This is a genomic window from Variovorax sp. Sphag1AA, from assembly GCF_014192575.1.
In the GTDB taxonomy this organism is placed as follows: Bacteria; Pseudomonadota; Gammaproteobacteria; order Burkholderiales; family Burkholderiaceae_C; genus Variovorax.
The window spans coordinates 582,121-607,909 of sequence record NZ_JACHYC010000001.1 but is presented as its reverse complement, the minus strand read 5'-3'; the positions used below and the strand labels follow the sequence as shown (position 1 = coordinate 607,909).

Below are 25,789 nucleotides of genomic sequence, written 5' to 3'. Positions count from 1 at the left end.
GTCAGGGGCTCGCCTGTAGCAAGCGGATGGGGAGGACATCGAGTTTCACTCCGCGGTTGCTGTGATGACAAAACGGATCGAGCGCGGTCCATCTGCCGTGGAAGGCGTAGGCCGTCGAACGGCATCCCCCGCGCGTACCCTCGGTGCCATGGCAATCGCTGCAGGAGGATTGCTCGACACGGCCCGATCGCAATTGGCGATAGAGCGCGTTGTTGTGCCATGTATCCATGAATTCGGTCGAACGGATGTTTCCGAAATTCACGTACTCGCGCAGGTAGGGGCAACCGATCGAATCGCCGCGTGCATTCACGGTGGCCGCCTGCCAGCAGCAATTGGCATCGTTGGGGTGCCACGACTGCATGAGCTTGAGCCCTTCGGGCGGCTGCAATGCAGCCACAGCGGCCTCCTGCTCTTCCAGTGATAGGGCCAGTTCGCTCCATCGCCGCTTCGCCCGGCCCAAGGGATAGAGACGCAACAGCCCTACCCGCTCCGCACCGAGCGCCTTGGCGAGTTGCAGGTAGTCCGGCAATTCGTCGACGTTGCGGCGGTGCATGATGATCAGCATGTCGACCGGAATGCCCGTATCCACGAGATGCCGTACCGCGTTACAAGACTTGTCAAAGCTGCCGGTCAAGCCGGTCAGCGCATCGTGCGTGTGGGCGCTTGCGCCCATGACATCTACAAAAACCCGACCGACACCAAACCCCTTCCAGCGCTCGGCCGCAGCGGCATCGAGAAGCGTTCCGTGGGTCCGCACCATCGTCATCAGCTTGCGCGCGCAATGTGCAAGCAGACGCTCGAATCCCGCTTTCAACGCAGGCTCGCCGCCCTCGATATAGATCTCGATGAAGTCGTTGGCAACGAGATAGTCCACGAACCGGATCCATTCGTCGATACCAAGCTCTTCGGGCGAAGCGTCCCGATCACAGTCGGCATAACAATGAACGCAGTCGAGATTGCAGGTGTCCGTCAAGGACACGGTCATCTTGGGTGGCGTGACGAATTGGGGCTGCATACGTCATTACCTTTGAGTTCTTGAACTTGCCGATCCCAGCCGGTACGCACCCACCGGCGACGGGAATTTTGTCCCTGAACCACCTGAAGTCAATCCACAATCCGAGGGACACTGCCTTCTGCGCAGCATGGATAGCGGCAGATGGCCTGGCGGATGCGACCCGCGCTGCGAGCGCGAAATCACCAGCGCAGGAAGCGGCGACCGATCAGCGCGCCCACCGCCGCCGGCACCGAGATGCCGAGCACGTACCAGACCGCAAAGAACGGCGCCGCCAATTCGATGCAGTGCAACGCATAGACCGCGGCGCCCGCCCCTCCGGCCATCAGCCCAGCGGCAGCACCCGCCAGCGCCGGCCGCGTCGGTGCCAACCCCTTGAGCGCGACGAGCGCCGTAACGAAAACCGGCAACGCCACAAACGCGATGTTGGCCGTGCACGTGCGCCAGGTCTGCCCCATGACCAACGCCGGACGCTCCCCGGCCGGTGCGGACATCAGCACATAGGCGGCGATGCTCCAGATCACGGCCAGCGGCAAGGCCAGCCCGATCCATGCCTTGCGAACCCGCACGCCCGGCCGCGACAGTCGCTCGGCCATCAGATAGGCACCGGCCGCGATGCAGATCGGAAAGAGAAACCGCACCCAGAAGATCGGCCGCTCCATCACTTCCATCAGGTCGCGCCGCAGCCCGAACACCACGAGCATGAAGCCGAAGGACAGCGGCAGACCGACCAGCAAGGCAGTCGACAGCCGCCGGCTTGCCACGTGCCTGGGAACCGGCGTTGCGCTGGCGGCAAGCATCGAGATCAGGTCGTCGGTCTTCATCAGATCGCCTCCTTGATCTTCAGCGCGAGTGCCTTCAGGCCGCGATGGATGCCCACCTTGACCGCCGATTCCGACATGCCGGTGAGCTTCGCCGTCTCCGCCACCGAGAGGCCTTCGAGCTTGACGTGGACGATCGGCAGGCGGTGCCGGTCCGGCAGCGTGTCGAGCAGACCGGCGAGGTCCCGCCGCGCATCGCTGGCCTCGTTGGCCGATTCGGCAAAGACTGCGAGGTCATCGTCCAGCGGCTCGTGCAGCGCCTCGCGTGCGGACTTGGCGCGCAGCAGATCGATCATCTTGTAGCGCGCAATCGCATGCACCCACGCCGTCAGCGGCTGGTCGCTCTGGTAGGTGTGGCGCTGGTTGTGCATGGCGAGAAGGCATTCCTGAACGAGATCTTCCACTTCATCGGGCCATCCGAACAGCCGCCTCGCGAGATAGGCACGAAGGTGCACGCTCAGCTTCTGCAGGAAGGCGTGATAGGCCGCGGCATCGCCATCGAGCCCGCGCATGAAGAGCGCATGCAGCGCCTGCTCGGCGTCGTTCCTGGGCTGCGGATTCCCACTGGTCATTCGTGCTTTCAGCTCACCTGGTTACAGGGCCATGCAAAAAAAGAAATCGGCCGGATTGTGCCGCGCGCTGTAACTCCCCGCGAGCGGACTGCGAAGTAGAGACGACCGCGCCAGGCGGTGCGGTTGAACAACCACTCAAGCACAGGAGCACGCAATGATCACTCGTCCCCTCGCAATCACCGCACTCGCACTCGGCGCCCTCGCCGCCTCGTCCGCCATGGCGCAGGACAAGAAGCCGATGGATGACTCGATGGCCAAGGTCGAGAAGTGCTACGGCGTCTCGATGGCCGGCAAGAACGACTGCGCGGCCGGCCCCGGCACCACCTGTGCGGGCACTTCGAAGATGGACTACCAGGGCAACTCCTGGAGAAACGTGCCTGTCGGCACCTGCACTTCGATCAAGACGCCCAAGGGCATGGGCTCGCTGACGCCGATGAAGTCCTGATCGCCGTCGAAGGCCACCACCATGTCCGCCACGATCACCGCAGGGCTTGGCCTCAAGCCACAGCATTTCGATGCGGCGGCATCTGCCACTGCCGAAGGACTGTGGTTCGAGGTCCATCCTGAGAACTACATGGTGGACGGCGGCCCCCGCATCGCCTGGCTGGAGGCGATTCGCGAGCGGCATCCGGTGTCGCTGCACGGCGTATCGCTCTCGCTCGCGTCGGATGCCGAACCGGACGTACCGCAGCTTCAGCGCCTGGCCGCGCTGGAGCGCCGCATCGAGCCCGCGCTGGTGTCCGAGCACCTGGCCTGGTCGCGATGGGACGGCCGGTACTTTCCAGACCTGCTGCCGTTTCCGCGCACGGACGAAGCGCTGCACTGCATCGTGCGCAACATCGAACGCGTTCAGGCGGCGCTGAAGCGGCCGATCGCGATCGAAAACCCGTCGCACTACCTGCGCATCGCGACGCACGAATGGGACGAGATCGACTTCCTCGATGAGATCGCGCGGCAGACCGGCTGCACGCTGCTGCTCGACATCAACAACGTGCATGTGTCTGCGCGCAACCTCGGCTTCGAGGCTGACGACTGGCTGGGTCGCTTTCCCGCATCGCGAGTCAGCGAGATCCATCTGGCGGGCCACTCGAACGACCCGAATCTGGGTCCGGCACTGCTGATCGATTCGCACGACGCGCCGATCGCGCCGGAAGTCTGGCGGCTCTACCGCCGTTTCATCGAGCGCGCGGGGGCGCGGCCAACGCTGATCGAGCGTGACGGCAACGTTCCCGGCTTCGATGAACTGATGGCCGAGCGCACACACGCCGAAGGCGAACTCCTGCGCGTGATGCGCGGCGAGGAGATCGCGGCATGACATCCGCCCACACCCAATTCCAGTCGGCCTTCGCCACCGCGCTGTATGCCGGAGGCGGCATCGCGGACCCGGCCGTGCAAGCGCTCGTCGCACAGCCGGCGTTCGCGGTCTATCGCAACACGGTGATGAAAGGCTGCGTCGATTCGCTCGAAGCCAACTTCCCGGCGGTCGCGCAGCTGGTCGGCAGCGATTGGTTCCGCGCAGCGGCTGCGCTTCACGTGGCCGAAGGGCCGCCGCGCGACGGCCGGCTCGTGAACTATGGCAGCGCGTTCCCCGGCTTTCTTGCGAGCTTCGAGCCTGCCTCCGACCTCCCCTACCTCGCAGGTGTCGCGCGACTGGATGCGATGTGGAGCGAAGCCCACGTGGCTGCCGATGCGGCCCCGCTCGACGCCGCATGGTTCGCTCGCCACGAACCCGACGCGCTGGCCCGGCTCGTCCTGACGCCGCACCCGGCCGCTCGCTGGGCGTGGTTCCACGATCAGCCGGTCTTCACGATCTGGCAGCGCAATCGCACCGACGGCAATGCGGCCGACATGACGGAACTCATCTGGCGTGGCGAAGGCGCATTGATCACACGCCCACTTGATGCCATTCAGTCGTGCGCCATCAGCAAGGCCGCATGCGCCTTCCTCGATGCCTGCGCCACCGGCTTGCCACTCGCCGATGCCGCAGAGCGCGCGCTGGATGTCGATCCCGAAGCCGATCTGGCCGCACTGCTCGAAGGCCTGCTGCGCGCCGGCGCCTTCGCCCGCCCTCCGATTCACTCAGCCATGGAAGAGAGAACGCCATGAACACCCATACCGCCTCCCCCACGGTCAGCCGCGACGCGCAGGAGCACGGACTGATCGCGCGATGGAACCGGATCGCCGCCGGACTCACACGTCTCGTGAGCCACGATTTACTGGCGCTGGCAAGCCGCCTCGCCATCGCGGCGATCTTCTTCATGTCCGGCCGGACCAAGGTCGATGGCTTTCTGCACATCACCGATGGCGCCTATGAACTCTTCCGTACCGAATACAAGCTCCCGCTCGTTCCGCCCGAGATCGCCGCGCATCTGGCCGCCTATGCCGAGCACTTGTTTCCGGTTCTGCTCGTGCTGGGGCTGTTCACCCGGCTTTCCGCGCTCGCGCTGCTCGGCATGACGCTGGTGATCGAGGTCTTCGTCTACCCCGACGCCTGGCCCACGCATCTCTCGTGGGCTGCGTTGCTGCTCTACCTTGCAGGACGCGGCGGCGGCACGCTCGCGCTGGACCGGCTCCTGCGCATCTCCTAGAGGCCGCCACCACGCCATCCCGCCCTACGGCGAATGGCGTATGCACCGGCTTGCCAGTTGGGAAAGCCCTCGATACATTTTGTTTTTTGAGGGCCTGCAATGTCTGTTGACACCGTTCCGACTCCATCCTCTTCCTCCGTTTCTTCCGCGTCTCCCGAGCCCTCCCCTGACGCAGCGGCCGCCCCGGCGACCGGTTCATCCTCGCCACGCAAGCACATCCGACTGACGTCGCACGCCGGACTTTCTGGTTCGCTGCCGATCCAGTGGGGCGCCGCGACGCCTGCCGAGCGCGGGCCCGTCGTCGGCACCACCACCAAGCGCGCGCATCGCAACGTGATCGGCACGCACAGTGGTTCGTACAGCGTCTATCGCGCGCTGGCCGTGGCCGCCGGTGCGCTGTCGCCGAATCACAAGGCCGACCTGACCAACACCGCGCCGACCGATGCGATCGGCCCCTATCCGCAGTGGAGCGAGCCCGGGCGCATCGTCTCGCTCGATCCGTGGGGCGCATTGGTCGCCGATGTCTTTTCGACAGAGCTCGCGGCCGGGTACGACATCCGCCCGACGATCGCGATCACGAAGGCGCACGTCATCCTTCCGGAAGTCATCGAGGCACTGCACAAGGGCCGCCTCCAGGCCGACGGCAAGTTCCTCACGCCGGGTGGGGCCGCGATGGTCACCAAAGCCGCGATCGAACCCGTGTGGTACTTGCCCGGCGTGGCCAAGCGCTTCGGATGCTCCGAAACCGATCTGCGACGCGTGCTCTTCGAAGAGACCGGGGGCATGTACCCCGAGCTTGTCACCCGGTCCGACCTGGAAGTCTTCCTGCCGCCCATCGGCGGGCAGACGCTCTACATCTTCGGCAACCCGCGCGATCTCGCGAACCCGGAAGTCGAGCTCACCGCGCGCATCCACGACGAGTGCAACGGCTCGGACGTCTTCGGCTCCGACATCTGCACTTGCCGCCCTTACCTCACGCACGCCATCGAGGAGTGCATCCGCGGCGCGCAGCGCGGCGGCGTGGGCCTGATCGCCTACTCGCGCAAGGAAGGTCGCGCGCTCGGCGAAGTGACCAAGTTCCTGGTCTACAACGCGCGCAAGCGCCAGGTGGGCGGCGACACCGCCGACCAGTATTTCGCCCGCACCGAATGCGTGGCTGGTGTGCAGGACATGCGCTTCCAGGAACTGATGCCCGACGTCTTCCACTGGCTCGGCATCCGCAAGATCCACCGGCTGGTTTCGATGAGCAACATGAAGTTCGACGCCATCGTCGGCTCGGGCATCGAGATCGGCGAACGCATCAACATCCCCGATGAGCTGATCCCCGCGGACGCGCGCGTCGAGATGGACGCCAAGATGGCCGCCGGCTACTTCACGCCCGGCGTGGTGCCCGACGCCGAGGAGCTCAAGAAGGCCAAAGGCCGGGGGCTCGATCAATGAGCAAGGACAACTACGGGCTGAATCCGGATCGCCCGACGCGCAACGCAGCCGTGCAGAGCGCGGATGCAGAGGGCCATGTTGATCCCACTGTCGAGTTCGAACTCGACACCGACCAGCCGGCCGGCGCGGCAGCCTACCTGCGCACCACCACCGCGATCCGCAGTCGGGCTGCGATGCTGCTGGCACGTGCGCGTGCCGGCGAATCGAAGTGGTTCACCATCGGCAACGCCGATGCGCTGGAAGACACCGCGCGCACCATCGGGGAAGTCACGCGCGACCGCTATCCGTGGAACCCGATCCCCTATCACAGCCGCTGGCGGCACTTCGAGGCGGGTGGCATCAACCGCGTGAAGATGCTGGACGACCTGCTGGGGCCGATCGACGCCACCCAGCGCGCCCGCGCCCACATCGACCTGGTACTGGTGAGCGTCCTGCTCGATGCCGGCGCCGGACCGGACTGGCACTACGTCGAACCGGCCACCGGCCAGCGCTACACCCGCTCCGAAGGCCTGGGCGTTGCGAGCTTCCATGCGTTCACGAGTGGGCTGTTCTCGTCCAATCCGGCGCATCCGTTCCAGGCCGATGCGGCCGGCTTGCGTGCGCTGGTCACCGACCGGCTCGGTGATGCGTTTCAGGTCAGCTCCTTCAACCCGCTGGTGGGCCTCGCCGGCCGTGCGACGCTGCTGCGGCGCCTCGGCGAGGCGATGAGCGAGCAGCCGGAATACTTCGGCGACGACGGCCGGCCCGGCGGCATCTTCGATGCACTGGTCTCGCCTCACGGTCCGGTCGCACCGCCGACCGCCGAGATCCGGGCGCACGACATTCTTTCGCTGCTGCTCGATTCGCTGTCCGCCATCTGGCCGGCCTCCAACGCGGTCGACAGCATCGCCGCCGATGGCAGCGACGCTGCCGGCACCGGCGACCCCGCCTTCGCGCTGGGTGACTGCTGGCGCCACAGCGCCGTGCAGGGACCGGGGTTGACCAATGGCTGGATGCCCTTCCACAAGCTCTCGCAGTGGCTCACCTACTCGCTGCTCGAACCCTTCGAATGGGCTGGCGTGAAGGTGCGACAGGTCGATGCGCTGACGGCGCTGCCCGAATACCGCAACGGCGGCCTGCTGATCGACAGCGGCCTGATCGTGCCCAAGGACCCCGCCTTCCTCGCACGGGAGTGGAAAGTGGGCGACGAATTCATCGTCGAGTGGCGCGCACTGACGATCGCCCTGCTCGACGAACTCGTGCCCGTGGTGCGCAAAGTGCTCGGCCGCAAGGAAGACGAACTGCCCCTTGCACGCATGCTCGAAGGCGGCACCTGGGCCGCCGGCCGGGTGATGGCACAGCGCTTGCGTGACGGTGCACCACCATTGCGGATCGTGAGCGACGGCACCGTCTTCTAGACTTCAACACCTTTTTCACAACGACAAGAGCGCCCTGGCGCGCCTCGAATCATCATGAGCAACGTCCACCTCCTCGACCATCCCCTCGTCCAGCACAAGCTCACGCTCATGCGCCGCAAGGAGGCCAGCACCAACAGCTTCCGGCGGCTCCTCAATGAGATCAGCATGTTGATGGCCTACGAGGTCACGCGCGACATGGCCATGCAGGACATCGAGATCGAGACGCCGCTGGAGACCATGCACGCCAAGGTCATCGACGGCAAGAAGGTGGTGCTGGTGTCGATCCTGCGCGCGGGCACCGGCATCCTCGACGGCATGCTGAGCGTGATCCCGGGTGCGCGCGTGGGGCACATCGGCCTGTACCGCGACCCGAAGACGCTGACCGCGGTCGAGTACTACTTCAAGATGCCGGGCGAGATGGAAGAGCGCGATGCGATCGTGGTCGACCCGATGCTCGCCACCGGCAATTCGGCTGTCGCGGCAGTGGAGCGCCTGAAGGAACTCAACCCGAAGTCGATCAAGTTCGTCTGCCTGCTGACCTGCCCCGAGGGGGTCAAGACCATGCAGGAAGCGCATCCGGACGTGCCGATCTACACCGCCGCGATCGACCGCGAGCTCAACAGCCACGGCTACATCCTGCCGGGCCTGGGAGATGCGGGCGACAGAATTTTTGGCACCAAATAATTTCCAACCCAAGAGGAGAAGCCTGTGTCCCATCGCCGCCAGATGATCGTCCGTTCAGTCGCCCTTGCCGCCGCGCTCGCGGCCGGTGCACCGGGTCTCGCGCTTGCGCAGGCCAAGCTCAAGGTGGCGGCGGTGTACACCGTGCCGTTCGAGCAGCAATGGGTCGGGCGCATCCACAAGGCGCTGAAGGCGGCCGAGGCGCGCGGCGAGATCGAATACACCGCGACGGAGAACGTCGCCAATGCCGACTACGAACGCGTGATGCGCGAATACGCGCAGGCGGGCAACCAGCTCATCTTCGGCGAAGTCTTTGGCGTCGAGGCCGCCGCGCGCAAGGTCGCGAAGGACTTCCCGAAAACAGCCTTCGTGATGGGCTCGTCGCTCAAGCCACAGGCGCCGAACTTCTCGGTCTTCGACAACTACATCCAGGAGCCGGCCTACCTTTCGGGCATGGTCGCAGGCGGTCTGACCAAGACGAACAAGATCGGCATGGTCGGCGGCTTTCCGATTCCCGAGGTCAACCGGCTGATGAATGCCTTCATGGCCGGCGCGAAGGAAGTGAATCCGAAGGTCGAGTTCAGCGTGAGCTTCATCAACAGCTGGTTCGATCCACCAAAGGCCAAGGAAGCCGCCTTCGCGATGATCGACAAGGGCGCCGACGTGATGTATGCCGAGCGCTTCGGTGTGAGCGATGCGGCCAAGGAGCGCGGCAAGCTCGCGATCGGCAACGTGATCAACACGCAGGACAAATATCCCGACACCGTGGCCGCGTCGGCCCTGTGGAACTTCGAGCCCTCCGCCGACCGTGCGATCAAGCTGGTCAAGGAAGGCAAGTTCACGGCGGAGGACTACGGCCAGTACTCGATGATGAAGTACAAGGGCTCCGAACTCGCGCCGCTCGGCACCTTCGAGAAGAAGGTCCCGGCCGACATCGTGGCCAAGGTCAAGGCCAGGGAAGCCGAGATCCTCTCCGGCAAGTTCACGGTGAAGGTGGACGACAGCCAACCGAAATCCACAGCCAAGTGAGCGGCACAGGAAGCCGCCAGTGACGGTCCTGTCATTGCGCGGCATCACCAAGCGCTTCGGAGCGCTGGTGGCCAACGACGACATCTCGCTCGACCTGCAGCCCGGCGAGGTGCTCGCATTGCTCGGGGAAAACGGCGCGGGCAAGTCCACGCTGATGTCGATCCTGTTTGGGCACTACGTCGCCGATGCGGGGCATATCGAAGCCTTCGGCCGGCCGCTCGCGCCGGGCAATCCCAAAGCAGCGCTGGCTGCGGGCATCGGCATGGTGCATCAGCACTTCACGCTGGCTGACAACCTCAGCGTGCTCGACAACGTGCTGATGGGCACGGAATCGCTCTGGCAGCCGTTCTCGCGGCGTTCTGCAGCACGAGCCAAGCTCATGGACGTGGCACAGCGTTTCGGCCTGCCGGTCCAGCCGGACGCACTGGTCGGAACCCTGTCGGTCGGCGAGCGGCAGCGCGTGGAAATCCTCAAGGCGCTCTACCGCGATGCGCGCATCCTGATCCTTGACGAGCCGACCGCAGTGCTCACGCCGCAGGAAAGCGAGGCGCTGTTCGGCACCCTGTCGCAGATGGTCGCGCAAGGGCTGTCAATCATCTTCATCAGCCACAAGCTTGCGGAGGTGATGCGCGTGTCGCATCGCATCGCGGTGTTGCGCGGTGGCAAGCTGGTCGCCGAGACGCACACCCGAGACACCACGCAGGCCGAACTCGCACTCTGGATGGTCGGACACGCCATCGAAGGCACGTCGCGAAGCCCCGCCAAACGCATCGGCGATGCGGTGTGCGTGCTGGACCATGTGCGCACCGACGGCGACGGACACGATCGCCTGCAGGACGTCACCCTCACCTTGCGCAGCGGCGAGATCACCGCGATTGCGGGCGTTTCCGGCAACGGCCAGGTTGCGCTGGCCGAACTGCTCAGCGGCACGCGTCCCCCGACCGCGGGCACGGTCAAGCTCATGGGGCGCGACCTGCCGCCCTCGCCTGCGCGATTGGTGCTGCGCGGCGTCGCACGCATCCCCGAAGACCGCCATGCGGTCGGCGTCATCGGTGATCTGCCGGTGTGGGAAAACGCGGTCTCCGAACGGCTGCGCAGCCGCGCGTTCTCACGCTGGCGGTTCTGGGTCCGGCGCGGTGCTGCGAAGGCGCATGCACGTGCGGTCGAAAAGGCCTACGACGTGCGCGGCGGTGGACTCGAAACGCCAGCGCGCTCGCTTTCGGGCGGCAACATGCAGAAGCTGATCCTCGGGCGCGCGCTGCTGGCACCGGCATCGGTGGCGGCGCAGAGCCGGCTCGCGCGGCTGATCGTTGCGCACCAGCCGACCTGGGGCCTCGACATCGGTGCGGTCGCCTATGTGCAGCAGCAGTTGGTCGCGGCGCGCGATGCGGGCGCGGCGGTGCTGCTGATTTCGGACGATCTCGACGAGGTGCTGACGCTCGGCGACCGCGTCGCGGTGATGCACGGCGGTCACCTCGGTGAGCCGCGCGCCGCCTCGGCGTGGACGCGCGAAGCGATCGGCCTTGCGATGGCGGGATCGAAGGCATGAGGCTCGAGCGCCGCCACGAGATCTCCCGCACCGCACTGCTGGTTGCACCGATCGGCGCGATCGCATTCACGCTGCTGGTGAGCACGCTGCTCGTGCTCTGGGCCGGCGCACCGGTGGGCCGCACCTACGCGCTGCTGCTCAAGGGTGGCTTCGGCTCGGTGTTCGCGTGGAGCGAGACGCTCACCCGCGCGATCCCGCTGATCCTCACCGGGCTCGCCGCGACGGTGGCTTTCAAGGCGCGGCTCTTCAACATCGGCGCCGAAGGCCAGCTCTACGCAGGTGCGCTGGCCGCCGTGGCCGTGGGCGGCATGCACGGCGGCACCGGCTTCGATCTGCCCGTGTGGCTGCTGTTCCCGCTGATGATGCTGGCCGCGGCGATCGCGGGCGCCCTGCTCCTGCTTGGGCCGGCGCTGATGAAGAGCAAGCTGGGCGTCGACGAGGTCGTGACCACTCTGCTGATCAACTTCATCGTGCTGCTCGGCGTCTCCGCGATGCTCGACGGGCCGATGAAGGACCCGAGCGCGATGGGCTGGCCGCAAAGCGTCTCGCTGCAATCGGACCTGGAGCTCGGCAAGCTCATCGCGCAGACGCGGGTGCACACCGGGCTGCTGTGGGCGGCGTCGCTGGCGGTGATCGTCTGGGCCCTCTTCAAATACACGGTGATCGGCTTCGACATCCGTGCCGTAGGTGCGAATGCGCGGGCCGCTGCGTTCGCGGGGGTGCCGGTCACGCGCACGGTGGTGCTGGTGGCGCTGATGTCCGGCGCACTCGCCGGGCTGGCCGGTGCGATCGAAGTCGCGGGGCGTACCAGCTACGTGACACTCGACATGTCGCCAGGCTATGGCTACAGCGGCATCGTGATTGCGATGCTTGCGGCGCTGAACCCGTTGGGTGTGCTCGCCGCCGCGATCTTCGTCGCGGGCGTACTGGTCGGCGCGGACACGATGAGCCGCGCGATCGGCGTGCCGACCTATATCGCGGACGTGATCGTCGCCGCATCGCTGATCGCGGTGCTGGTCGCGACGCTGCTCACCCAATACCGCGTGCGCTGGAAGTAACCCGATGAGCGACATCGCGGACATCCTCTCGAACGCCGCCTTCTGGATCGCGGTGCTGCGGATCGCCACGCCGTTGATCTTCGGCACGCTGGGGGTCCTGCTGTGCGAGCGCGCCGGCGTGTTGAACCTCGGCATCGAAGGGATCATGGTCGCCGGCGCCTTCGCAGGATGGCTCGCGGTCTATGCGGGCGCACCGCTGTGGGTCGGCGTGGGCGTGGCCGCGTTGACGGGCGCGGCGTTTGGGCTGCTGCATGCGTTCCTCACGGTGGGACTCGCGCTCTCGCAGCATGTGTCGGGCCTTGGCATCACGCTGCTGGCGACGGCGCTGAGCTATTACGGCTATCGAGTGAGCTTCCCGAAGGTCAATACGCCGCCGACCGTCACGCCGTTCGCGCCGATGGAGTGGCTGCATATCCCGGTGCTGAGTGCTCAGACGCCACTGACCTTGTTCGCGCTGCTGCTGGTGCCGGTGATTGCGTATGTCCTCTATCGCACGCCGCTCGGGCTTGCGGTGCGCATGGTCGGCGAGAACCCGCAGGCCGCCGAAGGCCAGGGCGTGTCGGTCGCGGCAACGCGCACGGGGGCGATCGTGGCCGGGTCGGCATTGATGGGCATCGCCGGCTCGTTCCTCACGCTGTCGGCGTTCAACGCCTTCTTCTTCAACATGATCAACGGACGCGGCTGGATTTGCGTCGCGCTGGTGGTGTTCGCTTCGTGGCGGCCCGGCAAGGCGCTGCTCGGCGCGCTGCTGTTCGCCTTCTTCGATGCGCTCCAGTTGCGCCTGCAGCAGTCGGGCGATGCCTTGCTGCCCTACCAGATCTACCTGATGCTTCCCTACCTGCTGTCGATCCTTGCGCTGGTGCTTGTCGCGCGCAAGGCGAGCTATCCGCAAGCGCTGATGAAACCCTATCGAAAAGGAGAGCGCTGATGCTTGATCTTCTTATTCAGAACGCCACCCTCCCCGATGGCCGCACCGGCATGTCGATCGCTGTGAAGGATGGCTGTATCGCCGAAGTGACACCCGGCCTCGACGCTCCGGCAGCGGAAAAAGTCGATGCAGGAGGCCTCCTGGTCACGCCGCATTTCATCGACCCGCACTTTCATATGGACGCGACGCTCAGCTATGGCCTGCCGCGCGTCAACGAAAGCGGCACGCTGCTCGAAGGCATTGCGCTGTGGGGCGAACTCAAGCCACTGCTCACGGCGGATGCGTTGATCGAACGCGCCCTGGCCTACTGCGACTGGGCGGTTGCGAAAGGTCTGCTCGCGATCCGTAGCCATGTGGACACCAGCGATCCGAGCCTGCTCGCGGTCGACGCGCTGCTGGAAGTCAAGCGCCGAGTGGCGCCGTATCTCGATCTCCAGCTCGTTGCCTTTCCGCAGGACGGCGTTCTGCGCACCAAGGGCGGCGTCGAGAACCTGAAGCGCGCATTGGACAAGGGTGTCGACGTGGTCGGCGGCATTCCGCATTTCGAGCGCACCATGGCCGACGGCGCCGCGAGCGTGAAGCTGCTTTGCGAGATCGCCGCCGAGCGCGGCAAGCTGGTGGACATGCATTGCGACGAGTCGGACGACCCGCACTCGCGCCACATCGAAACGCTGGCCTACGAGGCACAGCGCCTCGGGCTGCAAGGCCGTGCGACGGGCTCTCACTGCACCTCGATGCACTCGATGGATAACTACTACGTCAGCAAGCTGCTGCCGCTCATCGCCGAAAGCGGCGTCAGCGTGATCGCCAATCCGCTGATCAACATCACGCTGCAGGGCCGGCACGACACCTATCCCAAGCGGCGCGGCATGACACGCGTGCCCGAACTGATGGCCGCCGGCGTCAACGTCGCCTTCGGCCACGACTGCGTGATGGACCCGTGGTACGGCATGGGCTCGGGCGACATGCTCGAAGTCGCGCACATGGGCCTGCACGTGGCTCAGATGACCAGCCAGCGCGGCATCCGCCAGTGCTTCGATGCGATCACGACCAACGCCGCGAAGGTGTTCCACCTCGACGGCTACGGGCTGGAGGCCGGCTGCGATGCGAGCTTCGTGCTGCTGCAGGCCCGCGATCCGGTGGAAGCGATCCGGCTTCGCGCGACGCGGCTCAAGGTGTATCGAAAGGGCAAGCTGCTGGCCGAGACACCGGCGGCCACCGCGGCGCTCCATGTATCGGGGCGGGCCGCGTCGACGGCCTGGATGATTCCCCGCGACTGACGGTTCAGGCCATCAGGCCGCGTCCGCCGCATCATGGTCGCGGCGCCACTCCCCCGGCGGCTTGCCGACCAGCCGCTTGAAGGCGCGCGCAAAGGCGGCTTCGGACTCGTAGCCCACGTCGAGCGCGATCGCCGCAACAGTCGCCCGCGTTTCGAGCAGCAGTCGCGCGGCGGCCTGCATCCGCCATTGCGCGAGGTACTGGATCGGCGGGATGCCCACCAGATGCGCGAAGCGATCGTGCAGCGCCGAGCGCGACAGGCCGACCTGCTTTCCGAGTTCGTCGATCGTCCAGTCCTGCGCGGGCTGTTCGTGCATCAGCGCCAGCGCGCGCCCGACGAAGCGGTCGCGCAGGCCGGCGAGCCAGCCGGCACTTTGCGAAGGCAGGCTGTCGGCATAGCGGCGCACCGCATCGACGAACATCATCTCGCTCATGCGCGCCAGCATGGCCTCGCCACCGGGACGCCGGGCGTGCGACTCGGCCACCGCCTGCTGCGTGAACTGCGCGATCCATGCGCCTTCGCCGTTCGCACGCAGGTGCAGCATGCGCGGAAGCGCATCGATCAGCGGATTGAAGGGCTGCAGATCGCACCCCAGGAAGCCGCAGACGATCGTCACCTCCGCATCGGCCTCGACGTGCGGCACCCATTCGGGCGACGCCGAATGCGTGACGCTGGAACCGTTGTAGGCCACGCCCAGCGGAAGCTGCCCGATGCTGTCCATGCCCGGGAACCAGCCCAGTCCGGCGTCGCCGCGCATGCCGGGCGAGCTCGACACCACATGGGCATCGCCGTGAGGAAACATGACGACGTCGCCCGCCAGCAGATGGGCCGAGGGTCCGCCCGGGATGCCAGCCCAGCAACTGCCTTTGGCGACCGCGTGGTATTCGATGACGTGATCGACGCCACGCATCAGCATCGGTGCGAGATCGCGGGCGGGTGGCGCCTCGGCGGCCCAATCGCTGCTGCCGCTGACGCTGAAGAAAACGGCACCGCGAAGGCGCACGCCGCGCAGGACATCCGACAGCGTGTCCTGGCTCATAACGGGGTCACCGCGGAGGATCGGACAAGACGGCCGGACGATCGGTCAACCCGCGTGCCGGCCGCCGCGCAACGCAGGACGATCGGACAAAACGGGCGGACTTCAGGTGCGGCGCGGAACCGCCCGAAAGAAAAAAATGATCCCACTCGCCGCGCTGCGAGCACGGCGACCGGGTCTTCATCGTTTTCATCCCAGGAGCAACTCATGCCTTCGTTGACCTACCTTACGCTGGACAAGGACGTCCGGCAAGTCCAGCAGTCCGACGTCGATGCCTTCGCAGCCCAGATCAAGGGCGGTGTCCTGCGCATGGGCGACGCGGCCTATGACGAGGCCCGCAAGATCTGGAATGCCACCGTCGACCGCCGTCCGGCGCTGATCGCCAAGTGCACCAGCACCGCCGACGTGCAGGCCGGCGTGCAATTCGCAACGAAGCACCGCATGCTTCTGAGCGTGCGCGGCGGCGGGCATCACATCGCGGGCAATGCGGTTGCCGAGGGCGGGCTGATGCTCGATATGTCGAGCATGAAGACCGTCGATGTCGACGCAGCGAAACGCACCGCGCGCGTCGGCGCAGGCGCGCTCCTCAGCGACTTCGACAAGGCGGCACAGGCGCATGGCCTCGCAACGCCGCTGGGCATCAACTCCACGACAGGGGTCGCGGGCCTCACGCTGGGCGGCGGCTTCGGCTGGCTCACGCGCCGCTACGGGCTCACCGTGGACAACCTCCTGAGCATCGACGTGGTCACCGCGGATGGCGTGAAGCGCACCGCTTCGGCAACCTCCGAGCCCGAGCTCTTCTGGGCGATGCGCGGCGGCGGCGGCAACTTCGGCGTGGCGACCTCGTTCGAGTTCAAGCTCCACCCGGTCGGGCCGGAGGTGTATTCGGGACTGGTGGTCTACCCATTCGCGCAGGCGCAGAAGGTGCTGCGCGCGTGGCGCGACTTCAACCTGACCTCGCCGGACGAGCTGAGCGTGTGGACCGTGATGCGCAAGGCGCCGCCGCTGCCCTTCCTCCCCGAATCGGCACACGGGACCGAGGTCGTGATCTTCCCGCTGCTGTACTGCGGCCACATGAAGGACGGCGAAGCCGCTGCCGCACCGGTAACGAAGTTCGGCCACCCGATCGCGGTCGCACTCGGAGCGAACCCGTACGCTGGCTTCCAGACCGTGGTCGACCCGCTGCTGGCACCCGGCAGTCGCAACTACTGGAAGTCCAACAACTTCAACAAACTCAGCGACGCAGCGCTCGACATGCTGATCGCCAACGTCGCCCGTCTGCCCGGACCGCAGTGCGAGATCTTCATGGCGCAGCTCGGCGGTGCAATGGGGCGGGTGAAGCAGTCGGAAACCGCCTTCCCGGGCCGCGACGCGAACTACATCATGAACGTGCATGGCCGCTGGGACGATCCGGCCGACGACGACAAGGTGCGCGACTGGGCACGCCGCGTGTTCCAGGAAGCCGCACCGCATGCGACCGCGAGCGGCTACGTCAACTTCCTGACGGAAGACGAGGCGGCGCGGGTCGAGGGCAGCTATGGCGCGAACTACGCACGGCTGCAGACGGCCAAGCGGAAGTACGACCCCGACAACCTGTTCCGCATGAACCTCAACATCGCACCGTAGGAGCCACAGTGAGCCTCGTCGACCATCGCGGATGCAGCATCACCGGCGCCACGCCCGAGGCGCTCGCCGCGTACGAACGGGCGCTCACTGCATTCCAGGGCTGGCGCACCGGCGCTGACGCGGAACTGGAGATCGCGCTCGCCGAAGCCCCAGCCTTCGTGATGGCGCACGTGCTGCGGGCCTATCAGCTGATCTGCAGCCGCGATCCGCGCCAGGTGCGGCAGGCGCATTCGGCGCTTGCCCGCGCGACGGCGCTCGAAAGCAATGGGCGCGAACGGATGCACCTGGCCGCCATCGCCACCGTGCTGGCCGACGACTACGAAGGCGCAAAGGTGCGGCTCGGCGAGCTGCTCGACGAACACCCTAGGGACGCACTCGCGCTGCAGGTAGCGCATGCGTTCGACCACGTCACCGGAGACGAGGAGCGGATGCGCGACCGCGTGTCATCGGTGTTGCCGGCGTGGTCGCGTGACCTGCCGGGCTATCACACGATCCTGTCGATGCACGCCTTCAGCCTGGAGGAAAGCGGCGAGTACGCACGTGCACAGGACGTGGCGCTGTCAGCCCTCGAACTCGACCCTCACGACGCCCGCGCGCACCACGCGATGGCGCACATCTTCGAGATGACCGAGCAACCCGATGCCGGCGTGCGCTGGATGCGACGGCACATCGCCGCGTGGAGCGAAGGCACCATCGTCGCGACGCACTGCTGGTGGCATCTCGCGCTGTTTCATCTGGCGCGCGCCGAATGGGGACACGCATTGGCGCTGTACGACCAGCGCGTGCGCGCCGGGCACTCGACGCAGATCGCGGACCTGATCGACGCCGCCGCACTGCTGTGGCGCCTCGACCTTCACTGCGCCGACCTGGGCATGCGCTGGGCCGAACTCGCCGCCGCCTGGGCCTCGCACATCGACGATGGCTTCTGCAGCTTCAATGACCTGCATGCTGCGCTGGCCTTTGTCGGTGCCCACGAGTGGGGTCTCGCCCGGCGGCTGGAGACCTCGCTGATCGACGCGCAATCGAAGCCCACGCGCCACGGAAGCGCCACGCGGGAGCTCGGCCTCGCATCGTGCCGCGCGATGATGGCCTTCGGCCGTGGCGACGATACGCTTGCGGTCACGCTGCTGGCCAGCCTGCCGGCACTGGCCCATCGGCTCGGGGGCAGCCATGCCCAGCGCGACGTGTTGCATCTCACCCTGCGCGAGGCGGTCGAACGCATCTGCGCAGTAGCCCACCGGTCGCCGCAAAGCGCCTGATCAACCACGAACGAAAAGAGGACCCCCATGCAGTTCGCATCCCAGCACGTCGAAATGCTCCAGGACGTCCCTTTCTTCCGCGAAACCGGCACCGGGCCCGGTGTGGTCTGCATTCATTCGAACGCCAGTACGTCATCGCAATGGCGCGCGTTGACCGAGCGGATGAGTCCGCGCTTTCGCGTCCTTGCGGCGGATTCGATCGGCGCCGGGAAAAGCCCCGCATGGCCGGCGAATCGCACGGTCACGCTGCGCGATGAAGTCGCACTGCTGGAGCCTGTCTTCGCGGCCGCGGGACATCCGTTCTTTCTGGTCGGCCACTCGTACGGGGCGGCGGTGGCCTTGATCGCCGCGCTGTCGTTCCCGGAGCGGGTCCGCGCGATGGTGCTCTACGAGCCGACCCTCTTCGCCGTGCTCGAGCAGGAAGCGCCGGGGCAACCAGCCGCGAACGGCATCCGCTCTGCGGCCGACGACGCGGCGAGGTCGATTCGCGCGAACGATCCAATGGCGGCCGGCGAGCGCTTCATCGACTACTGGATGGGCGACGGCACATGGAAGTCGATGCCCGAAGCGCGACAGGCGCAAATCGCCGGCAGCATGCACAACATCGCGGGCTGGGCGCACGCCCTGTTCACCGAGCCAACACTGCTGCGCGACTTTGCAGCGCTCGACATTCCGGTCCTGTACATGCTCGGCGCCCGGTCGCCTGCCTCGACGCACGGCGTCGCGCGACTGCTGACCAGCGTGCTGCCTTCGGTCACCGTCACGGAATTCACCGATCTCGGCCACATGGGGCCGGTCACGCATCCGGACGTCGTCAACGAAGCCGTGGAGGCCTTCCTGCAGCGCAATTGAACGCGCCGATCGTCACAAACGGCTACCAACCGCCCTGCGCCCCGGGTTGCTGCCCTCTGGCGACGCCGCGCGCTGCGTGGTAATTTGCGTAGCTCTGCTTCCGCGTCGCAGGCGCGAAGGAGTCCGCTATGACGATGGCGATGAATCCACCCGTTTCACCGGGCGAACCGGCCCCGGACTTTGCGCTGCCGGCGGTCGCCGATGCCGACACCATCTCCCTCGCGGACTATCGCGGACGAAGCCCGCTGTTCCTGGCGCTGCTGGTGGGCCTGTGGTGCCCCTTCTGCCGGCGGCAACTGGTCCAGCTCGGCACACTGGACGACAAGCTGAAGGCCCTGAGCGTGCAAAGCCTCGCGGTGGTGGCCACCGCGCCGGAGAACGCGCGGCGCTACTTCAAGTTCAGGCCGACGCGGCTGCGGCTGGCCTCCGACCCCGAGCTGTCAACGCATCGCGCATACGGCGTTCCGAAACCTGAGCCCACGCCGGATCTCATCCAGGCACTGGAACAGGTTCGCGTGAACCCCTTTGGCGATCTGCCCGAGCCGATGCCGATCGCCGAGCTCGCCAAGACGATGCAGGACCTCGACGGCTACGTCAACACGCCGACCGACAACGTCGATGTGGAAAGGCAATGGCCCCAGCTCAAGGCCTACTTCATGATCGACCGCGAAGGCATCGTGCGGTGGGCCGACATCGAGTGCAGCACCGAAGGCCTGGGCGGTATCGGCAAGCTGGCGTCGGAAGACGTGATCCTCGGCGCCGCTCGCGCGTTGCACTAAAGCCGGGCCGGCCCTTTCAGTCGAGCGCCGCCACGGCGCACCACATGTGGACCTTCGACAGGTACGCGTCGCCGAGCGCGACCGCGTACGGCTCGACGCCGAACGGCTTGAAGCCGCAGCGCTCGTAGAGCGTCTGGGCTGCCGCGTTGCCTTCAGTCACCGTGAGCTGGACGATCCGGACGCCCTCCCGGGCCGCCGCTTCATCGAGCAGCACATCAACCAGCTTTTGCCCATGGCCGCCTCCGCGTGCGGACGGCGCCACGTACATGCCGAAGAGATCGGCCTTGTGGCGCGCCTTCTCGCGCGCCTGGAACTGCAGGCCAGCGGCGCCCACCAGTGCATCACCCTCGAAGGCGCCGAACACCACCTGATCGGCGGTCGGTGAGGCATCGAGGCGCTTCTGCCACCACGAGAGCGGGAGTGCCTCGCGCTCGGCAGCCGTCGATGTGAATGCGTCCGGATGGCGCGTGTAGCCCTCGAGCATCAGCGCGCGGTAAGCCTCGGCATCGGCAGGGAGCAGGCGACGTACCGTCATCTCAGACCGCCGGTGCGATGGCCTCGGCGTACTCGTAGAGCGCCCCAAGGATTTCTTCGCCGCGCTCATCGGCCTTTTCGGCGAGGGTGTCGATCTGCGCGAACAGCTCGTCGACATTGCGCGCACCGCCCTCGCCTTCGAGCAGGCGCGCGACGCGATGCGCTTCCCAGCGCTCGGCTTCTTCCTCGGTCAGCGTGTCGACGAAATTGCGGGCGCGGTAGCGGAAGAGCAGCTCTTCGAGCCTCGGGTCATCGAAGGCAGTGCGTTCCTGGGCCTGCACGAGCTGCTCAGGCGAAAGGCTGCGCAACTGGGTGAGCCTCCGACGATCTCCGTTGCCGACGAATCCGCCGTAGAGGTCTTCGTCGACATCGGGCGGGCCTTCCTTCGGACGCTCGTAGACGCGCGACCAGACGCTGCTCATGTCGGGCAGCGAAGCCGCGATGGCGGCATGGCGCATGGCGGTCTCCATGTCGATGCCCCAGCGCGTGGCCATGGCCGGTGCAAGCGTGCGAAGGTTGCCCACGACCATCGGCGACTTGTTCAAGTGAATGCCCTTGATCGGAAGCCGCACCATGCCTTCAGGCAGATCGGCGGTCCGCGTAAAGAGGCGCAGCCGAATCGTCTCGACGTCGAGGCTGGCCAGTTCGCTCGGGTCGTGCGCGAGGTCCCAGGCGAGCAGTTCGTTGCGGTTAGTCGGGTGGGTCGCCAGCGGCCACATCACTGCGATGCATCCGCGTTCGGCAGGGAACATGCCCGACACGTGCAGGAAAGGCCGCATGCCCTCCTTCGTCGCCGGCAGGCCCAGTTCGCTCGCAACCCGGTCCTTGCGGTGTAGTCCGAAGGCAAAGTCGAATAGGCGCGGCTGCCGGTCGCGGATGAGGCGCGCGAGGGCGATGGTCGCGCGAACGTCCGACAAGGCATCGTGCGCTGCTTCATGCACGAGCCCGTTGGCGCGGCTCAGATCTTCGAGCTTGAAGCTCTGGCTTCCGTCCGCCTTCTTCGGCCATTCGATGCCGTCGGGACGCAGCGCATAGGTCAGGCGCACCACATCGAGCAGGTCCCACCGCCCGCAGTCGTTCTGCCACTCGCGCGCATAGGGGTCGATGAGATTGCGCCAGAAGAGGAAACGAGTCACTTCATCGTCGAAGCGGATCGTGTTGTAGCCCACGCCGATGGTGCCGGGCTGCGAGAACGCGCTTTCGATCTGCGCTGCGAATTCATGCTCGGGCAGGCCCTGCTCCAGGCATTGCTGCGGCGTGATGCCGGTGATCAGGCAGGCCTCCGGGCTCGGCAGGTAGTCCGGGGCGGGCTTGCAGAAGATCATCAATGGCTCGCCGATCTCGTTGAGTTCGGCATCGGTGCGGATCGCGGCGAACTGCGCCGGTCGATCGCGGCGTGGCACGGCCCCGAAGGTTTCGTAGTCGTGCCAGAGAAAGGTGTGAGGAGCCATCGTCAAAGCAAAGGGGAAAACAAACGCGCTGTGGCTTCAGCCAGGCGCCGCGGGAAAGTCTGGTGCCGGTTGGCCCGCACCGGCGATGAATTGCGCAGGTCAGTCTGGAACTGCGTCACCAATGCGCCGGCGAGGAGCGGGCCGTAGATCACGGCAGACACTTCGAAGTTGAGCCGGAAGCTGCGGTTGTCGAAGTTCGCGGTGCCGATCATCGCGCAGTTGTCGTCCACCACCAGCGTCTTGGAATGCAGCATCCGCGCCTTGTATTCCCAGATCTTGACGCCGGCGGATATCAACTCGTCGTAGTAGGAGCGCGCTGCCGCACTCACGATGAGCGAATCACTGCGGCGCGGCACCAGCAGACGTACGTCGACGCCGCGCAGAGCGGCACTCGTGAGCGCCATCAACGCCGGCTCCGTCGGCACGAAGTACGGCGTGGTCAGCCAGGCGCGCTGTTCCGCCGCATGGAGCGCATCGACCTGCATGCGATGAATCGCCTCGACCGCGCTGTCGGGTCCGCTGGTGACGATCTGCACGGGAATGTCGCCAACGCCGTCCTCCGCTTCGACGCGCGGGAACATGCTGTCGATCGCCTTGTGCACGTGCCGCAGCGTCTCGCCGGTGGCGTAGGTCCAGTCCTCGATGAAGGTGGTCTGGAGCCACCGGACGGCGCTCCCCACGATCTTCAGGTGAACGTCGTGATAGGCATCCGGGCGCGTTCGCGCATCTTCCTCGTCCGTGATGTTGACGCCGCCGGTGAAGCCGATGCGCCCATCGCAGACGACGATCTTGCGGTGCGTCCGGTAGTTGGTCACGGGGCGCAGGCGGCGCCCAATGCGTGTGTCATGGAACAGCGCCACATGGACGCCCGCCTCGCGCATCGGCGCCATGAACTTGCGGCCGACGCGCTTGGAGCCAAGCGCGTCGAGCAGCAGGCGCACTGTCACGCCTTCGCGTGCGCGCTCGATCAGCAGGTCGCGCAGCGCGGTGCCGATGTTGTCGGGCTCGAAGATGTAGTACTCGAGATGCACGTGGTCCTTCGCCTGCCGGATGCAGTCGAAGATCGTGTCGAAGGTATGCGCCCCGCCCGACAGCAGTTCGACCGACGTTGCGGTCGACACCGGCAGACCGCAGGCCGCTGTTCCCAAGGCGGCGAGCTTCCGCAAGGTGGGCGGTGCGTGCTTCGATGCCTCTCGCAGCCTCGCGATGTCGCCCGGGGCCTGTTCGAACGCCCGACTGCGAAGGCGCCTCAGCCGCTGCTTCTTGAGCCGCTGCGGACCGAGGAAGTAGTAGATGAGGAAGCCCACGAAAGGCAGCAACGCGAGCGAGAGGATCCAGCTCATCGTCGACACCGGCGCGCGCTTCTGCATCACGATCCAGACGGAAAGGACCGCGATGTAGCCGCTCCACGCTAGGGAGAGGCCCGTTCTCCATTCCTGGCTGAGCTCGGGGAGGATCAAGGTGAAAGATGTGCGAACAGAAAAAAGGCCGGTAGCGCAATGCTACCGGCCTTGTGTGGCGGGAATTCCGCCGGGATGGCGGAACCCGGGCATCAGCCTGCTGCGGTCTCTTCCGCCTCGGGCTTGGAACGGCCTTCCTTCTTGGGCAGCGGCTGGATATCCAGCACGACCTCTTCCTTGTCGTCGAGATCGACCGTCAGACGACCACCCTCCTGCAGGCGACCGAACAGGAGCTCGTCGGCCAAGGCACGACGGATCGTGTCCTGGATCAGGCGCTGCATCGGGCGAGCACCCATCAGCGGATCGAAGCCCTTCTTCGCGAGATGCTTGCGCAGAGCGTCGGTGAACGTGACATCCACCTTCTTCTCGGCCAGCTGCGTCTCGAGTTGCAGCAGGAACTTGTCGACCACGCGCAGGATGATCTGCTCGTCGAGCGACTTGAAGCTCACGATCGCATCCAGGCGGTTGCGGAACTCCGGCGTGAAGAGGCGCTTGATGTCGCCCATTTCGTCGCCAGCCTGGCGCGGGTTCGTGAAGCCGATGGTCGACTTGTTCATCGTCTCGGCACCGGCGTTGGTGGTCATGACGATGATCACGTTGCGGAAGTCGGCCTTGCGGCCGTTGTTGTCCGTCAACGTCCCGTGGTCCATCACCTGCAGCAGCACGTTGAAGATGTCCGGGTGCGCCTTCTCGATTTCATCGAGCAGCAGCACCGCGTGCGGCTTCTTCGTGATCGCCTCGGTCAAGAGACCTCCCTGGTCGAAACCGACGTAGCCCGGAGGCGCGCCGATCAGGCGGCTCACGGCATGGCGCTCCATGTACTCCGACATGTCGAAGCGGATCAGCTCGATACCCATGATGTAGGCCAGCTGGCGCGCCGCTTCGGTCTTGCCGACACCGGTGGGACCGCTGAAGAGGAACGAGCCGATCGGCTTGTCGTCGCGGCCCAGGCCCGAGCGGGCCATCTTCACCGACGAGGCGAGCACTTCCAGCGCCTTGTCCTGGCCGAACACCACGCTCTTGAGATCGCGCTCGATGGTCTGCAGCTTGCCGCGGTCGTCGTTCGACACGTTGGCCGGGGGAATGCGCGCGATCTTCGCGACGATTTCCTCGACCTCGGTCTTGCTGATGGTCTTCTTGCGCTTGTTCGCGGGCAGGATGCGCTGCGCCGCGCCAGCCTCGTCGATGACGTCGATCGCCTTGTCAGGCAGGTGACGGTCATTGATGTACTTGGCGCTCAGCTCGGCGGCAGCCTGCAGGGCAGCCACGCCGTACTTCACACCGTGATGCTCTTCGAAGCGCGACTTGAGGCCCTTCAGGATGTCGACCGTCTCGGCCACCGTCGGCTCGACCACGTCGACCTTCTGGAAACGCCGAGACAGGGCTGCATCCTTTTCGAAGATGCCGCGGTATTCGGTGAACGTGGTCGCGCCGATGCACTTGAGCTGGCCGCTCGAAAGCGCCGGCTTGAGCAGGTTGGACGCATCCAGGGTGCCGCCCGAAGCCGCGCCCGCGCCGATCAGCGTGTGGATCTCGTCGATGAACAGGATCGCATTGGGCTTGTCCTTGAGCGACTTGAGCACGCCCTTGAGACGTTGCTCGAAATCGCCGCGGTATTTCGTGCCTGCGAGCAGCGCGCCCATGTCGAGCGAGTACACGTTGGATTCCGCGAGGATTTCCGGCACGTCGCCCTGCGTGATGCGCCATGCGAGCCCTTCGGCGATCGCAGTCTTGCCAACGCCAGCCTCGCCGACCAGCAGCGGGTTGTTCTTGCGACGGCGGCACAGGATCTGGATGACGCGCTCGACCTCGTACTCGCGACCGATCAGCGGATCGATCTTGCCTTCCTTGGAAAGCTGGTTGAGGTTCTGCGTGAACTGCTCGAGAGGAGACGACTTCTCGTTCTTCTCGCCACCACCCTCTTCGCCCTCGCCAGACGATGCATCGCTGCTGCCCTTGGCAGCTTCAGGCGGATCGCTCTTCTTGATGCCGTGCGCAATGAAGTTCACGACGTCGAGGCGCGTCACGCCCTGCTGGTGCAGGTAGTACACGGCATGCGAGTCCTTCTCGCCGAAGATCGCCACGAGCACGTTGGCGCCGGTGACTTCCTTCTTGCCATTGCCGGTCGACTGCACGTGCATGATCGCGCGCTGGATGACGCGCTGGAAGCCCAGCGTAGGCTGGGTGTCCACGTCGTCGGTGCCAGCGACTTGCGGCGTGTTGTCTTTGATGAAGTTCGTGAGCGACGCACGCAGGTCGTCGACATTCGCCGAGCATGCGCGCAGGACCTCCGCGGCACTCGGGTTGTCCAGCAAGGCGAGCAGCAGGTGCTCCACCGTGATGAACTCGTGGCGCTGCTGCCTGGCTTCGACAAAAGCCATGTGCAAGCTGACTTCCAGTTCCTGGGCAATCATGTGATTTCCTTTTGGCCTTGCTGT

At 66.0% G+C, this 25,789-nt stretch carries 24 protein-coding genes; 16 read left to right on the top strand and 8 right to left on the bottom strand.

All coding sequences use genetic code 11. The features are described from left to right. Nucleotide 1 precedes the first annotated feature (1 nt). The 3 genes from FHW64_RS03005 to FHW64_RS02995 all read right to left on the bottom strand — a co-directional run bounded on the left by FHW64_RS03005 (nucleotide 2) and on the right by FHW64_RS02995 (nucleotide 2,405). The gene (locus FHW64_RS03005; RefSeq protein ID WP_184522926.1) at nucleotides 2-1,015 is read right to left on the bottom strand and encodes a radical SAM protein; all 1,014 of its coding nucleotides are present in this window, start codon (nucleotides 1,013-1,015) and stop codon (nucleotides 2-4) included. A gap of 179 nt (nucleotides 1,016-1,194) precedes the next feature. Next, the gene (locus FHW64_RS03000) at nucleotides 1,195-1,836 is read right to left on the bottom strand and encodes a DUF1109 domain-containing protein (protein ID WP_184522924.1); all 642 of its coding nucleotides are present in this window, start codon (nucleotides 1,834-1,836) and stop codon (nucleotides 1,195-1,197) included. Then, complete coding sequence (locus FHW64_RS02995; protein WP_184522922.1) at nucleotides 1,836-2,405, bottom strand: sigma-70 family RNA polymerase sigma factor; 570 nt, start codon at nucleotides 2,403-2,405, stop codon at nucleotides 1,836-1,838. Before FHW64_RS02995 ends, FHW64_RS03000 begins: the two co-directional genes overlap by 1 nt. A 154-nt stretch (nucleotides 2,406-2,559) precedes the next feature. On the opposite strand from FHW64_RS02995, the gene FHW64_RS02990 reads away from it, so the two are divergent. The 12 genes from FHW64_RS02990 to FHW64_RS02935 all read left to right on the top strand — a co-directional run bounded on the left by FHW64_RS02990 (nucleotide 2,560) and on the right by FHW64_RS02935 (nucleotide 14,355). Then, nucleotides 2,560-2,850, top strand: a complete 291-nt coding sequence (locus FHW64_RS02990) for a DUF2282 domain-containing protein (protein ID WP_184522920.1) — start codon at nucleotides 2,560-2,562, stop codon at nucleotides 2,848-2,850. A gap of 21 nt (nucleotides 2,851-2,871) precedes the next feature. Beyond that, nucleotides 2,872-3,720, top strand: a complete 849-nt coding sequence (locus tag FHW64_RS02985) for a DUF692 domain-containing protein (protein WP_184522918.1) — start codon at nucleotides 2,872-2,874, stop codon at nucleotides 3,718-3,720. Continuing rightward, entirely contained in the window at nucleotides 3,717-4,511 is a 795-nt protein-coding gene (locus tag FHW64_RS02980; RefSeq protein WP_184522916.1) for a DNA-binding domain-containing protein, read from the top strand. The genes FHW64_RS02985 and FHW64_RS02980 overlap by 4 nt, the downstream gene beginning before the upstream one ends. Next, nucleotides 4,508-4,993, top strand: a complete 486-nt coding sequence (locus tag FHW64_RS02975) for a DoxX family protein (protein ID WP_184522915.1) — start codon at nucleotides 4,508-4,510, stop codon at nucleotides 4,991-4,993. Before FHW64_RS02980 ends, FHW64_RS02975 begins: the two co-directional genes overlap by 4 nt. Nucleotides 4,994-5,092: 99 nt before the next feature. Further along, nucleotides 5,093-6,433: a GTP cyclohydrolase II gene (locus tag FHW64_RS02970; RefSeq protein WP_184522913.1), complete on the top strand. Its 1,341-nt coding sequence runs from the start codon at nucleotides 5,093-5,095 to the stop codon at nucleotides 6,431-6,433. Next, nucleotides 6,430-7,830 (top strand): URC4/urg3 family protein, encoded by a 1,401-nt coding sequence (locus tag FHW64_RS02965; RefSeq protein ID WP_184522911.1) that lies wholly within the window; start codon nucleotides 6,430-6,432, stop codon nucleotides 7,828-7,830. The genes FHW64_RS02970 and FHW64_RS02965 overlap by 4 nt, the downstream gene beginning before the upstream one ends. Before the next feature lie 54 nt (nucleotides 7,831-7,884). After that, on the top strand, nucleotides 7,885-8,514 hold the full coding sequence (gene upp, locus FHW64_RS02960; RefSeq protein WP_184522909.1) for a uracil phosphoribosyltransferase: 630 nt from the start codon (nucleotides 7,885-7,887) through the stop codon (nucleotides 8,512-8,514). A 42-nt stretch (nucleotides 8,515-8,556) separates the two neighbouring features. Beyond that, on the top strand, nucleotides 8,557-9,540 hold the full coding sequence (locus FHW64_RS02955) for a BMP family protein (protein ID WP_184524217.1): 984 nt from the start codon (nucleotides 8,557-8,559) through the stop codon (nucleotides 9,538-9,540). Between the two features lie 19 nt (nucleotides 9,541-9,559). Further along, nucleotides 9,560-11,089: an ABC transporter ATP-binding protein gene (locus FHW64_RS02950; RefSeq protein ID WP_184522907.1), complete on the top strand. Its 1,530-nt coding sequence runs from the start codon at nucleotides 9,560-9,562 to the stop codon at nucleotides 11,087-11,089. Further along, nucleotides 11,086-12,147: an ABC transporter permease gene (locus FHW64_RS02945; protein WP_184522905.1), complete on the top strand. Its 1,062-nt coding sequence runs from the start codon at nucleotides 11,086-11,088 to the stop codon at nucleotides 12,145-12,147. The genes FHW64_RS02950 and FHW64_RS02945 overlap by 4 nt, the downstream gene beginning before the upstream one ends. 4 nt (nucleotides 12,148-12,151) lie before the next feature. Continuing rightward, a complete protein-coding gene (locus tag FHW64_RS02940; protein WP_184522903.1) occupies nucleotides 12,152-13,075 on the top strand; it encodes an ABC transporter permease in 924 nt (307 codons plus the stop codon). After that, entirely contained in the window at nucleotides 13,075-14,355 is a 1,281-nt protein-coding gene (locus FHW64_RS02935) for an amidohydrolase family protein (RefSeq protein WP_184522901.1), read from the top strand. Before FHW64_RS02940 ends, FHW64_RS02935 begins: the two co-directional genes overlap by 1 nt. Before the next feature lie 12 nt (nucleotides 14,356-14,367). Here the strand turns inward: FHW64_RS02935 and FHW64_RS02930 are convergent, their stop codons facing one another. Continuing rightward, the gene (locus FHW64_RS02930; protein ID WP_184522899.1) at nucleotides 14,368-15,393 is read right to left on the bottom strand and encodes an AraC family transcriptional regulator; all 1,026 of its coding nucleotides are present in this window, start codon (nucleotides 15,391-15,393) and stop codon (nucleotides 14,368-14,370) included. Between the two features lie 204 nt (nucleotides 15,394-15,597). Here FHW64_RS02930 and FHW64_RS02925 point away from each other — a divergent pair, with 204 nt between their 5' ends. From FHW64_RS02925 to FHW64_RS02910, 4 genes are all read left to right on the top strand, one after another. Further along, nucleotides 15,598-17,016, top strand: coding sequence for an FAD-binding oxidoreductase (locus FHW64_RS02925; RefSeq protein ID WP_184522897.1), 1,419 nt, complete (start codon nucleotides 15,598-15,600; stop codon nucleotides 17,014-17,016). 8 nt (nucleotides 17,017-17,024) lie between these two features. Then, a complete protein-coding gene (locus FHW64_RS02920; protein ID WP_184522895.1) occupies nucleotides 17,025-18,275 on the top strand; it encodes a tetratricopeptide repeat protein in 1,251 nt (416 codons plus the stop codon). A 27-nt stretch (nucleotides 18,276-18,302) separates the two neighbouring features. Then, nucleotides 18,303-19,127 carry an alpha/beta fold hydrolase gene (locus tag FHW64_RS02915; RefSeq protein WP_260303615.1) on the top strand — a complete coding sequence of 275 codons (825 nt, stop codon included), beginning with the start codon at nucleotides 18,303-18,305 and terminating at the stop codon, nucleotides 19,125-19,127. A gap of 128 nt (nucleotides 19,128-19,255) precedes the next feature. Continuing rightward, on the top strand, nucleotides 19,256-19,906 hold the full coding sequence (locus FHW64_RS02910; protein ID WP_184522893.1) for a redoxin domain-containing protein: 651 nt from the start codon (nucleotides 19,256-19,258) through the stop codon (nucleotides 19,904-19,906). A gap of 16 nt (nucleotides 19,907-19,922) precedes the next feature. Here the strand turns inward: FHW64_RS02910 and FHW64_RS02905 are convergent, their stop codons facing one another. The 4 genes from FHW64_RS02905 to clpA form a co-directional block, all read right to left on the bottom strand. Continuing rightward, nucleotides 19,923-20,441, bottom strand: coding sequence for a GNAT family N-acetyltransferase (locus FHW64_RS02905; RefSeq protein ID WP_184522891.1), 519 nt, complete (start codon nucleotides 20,439-20,441; stop codon nucleotides 19,923-19,925). Between the two features lies 1 nt (nucleotide 20,442). Continuing rightward, nucleotides 20,443-21,891, bottom strand: coding sequence for an exodeoxyribonuclease I (gene sbcB / locus FHW64_RS02900; RefSeq protein ID WP_184522889.1), 1,449 nt, complete (start codon nucleotides 21,889-21,891; stop codon nucleotides 20,443-20,445). A 2-nt stretch (nucleotides 21,892-21,893) separates the two neighbouring features. After that, nucleotides 21,894-23,351, bottom strand: coding sequence for a cardiolipin synthase (cls, locus tag FHW64_RS02895; protein ID WP_184522886.1), 1,458 nt, complete (start codon nucleotides 23,349-23,351; stop codon nucleotides 21,894-21,896). A gap of 92 nt (nucleotides 23,352-23,443) precedes the next feature. Continuing rightward, nucleotides 23,444-25,765, bottom strand: coding sequence for an ATP-dependent Clp protease ATP-binding subunit ClpA (clpA, locus tag FHW64_RS02890; RefSeq protein WP_184522884.1), 2,322 nt, complete (start codon nucleotides 25,763-25,765; stop codon nucleotides 23,444-23,446). Between the last annotated feature and the right edge of the window lie 24 nt (nucleotides 25,766-25,789).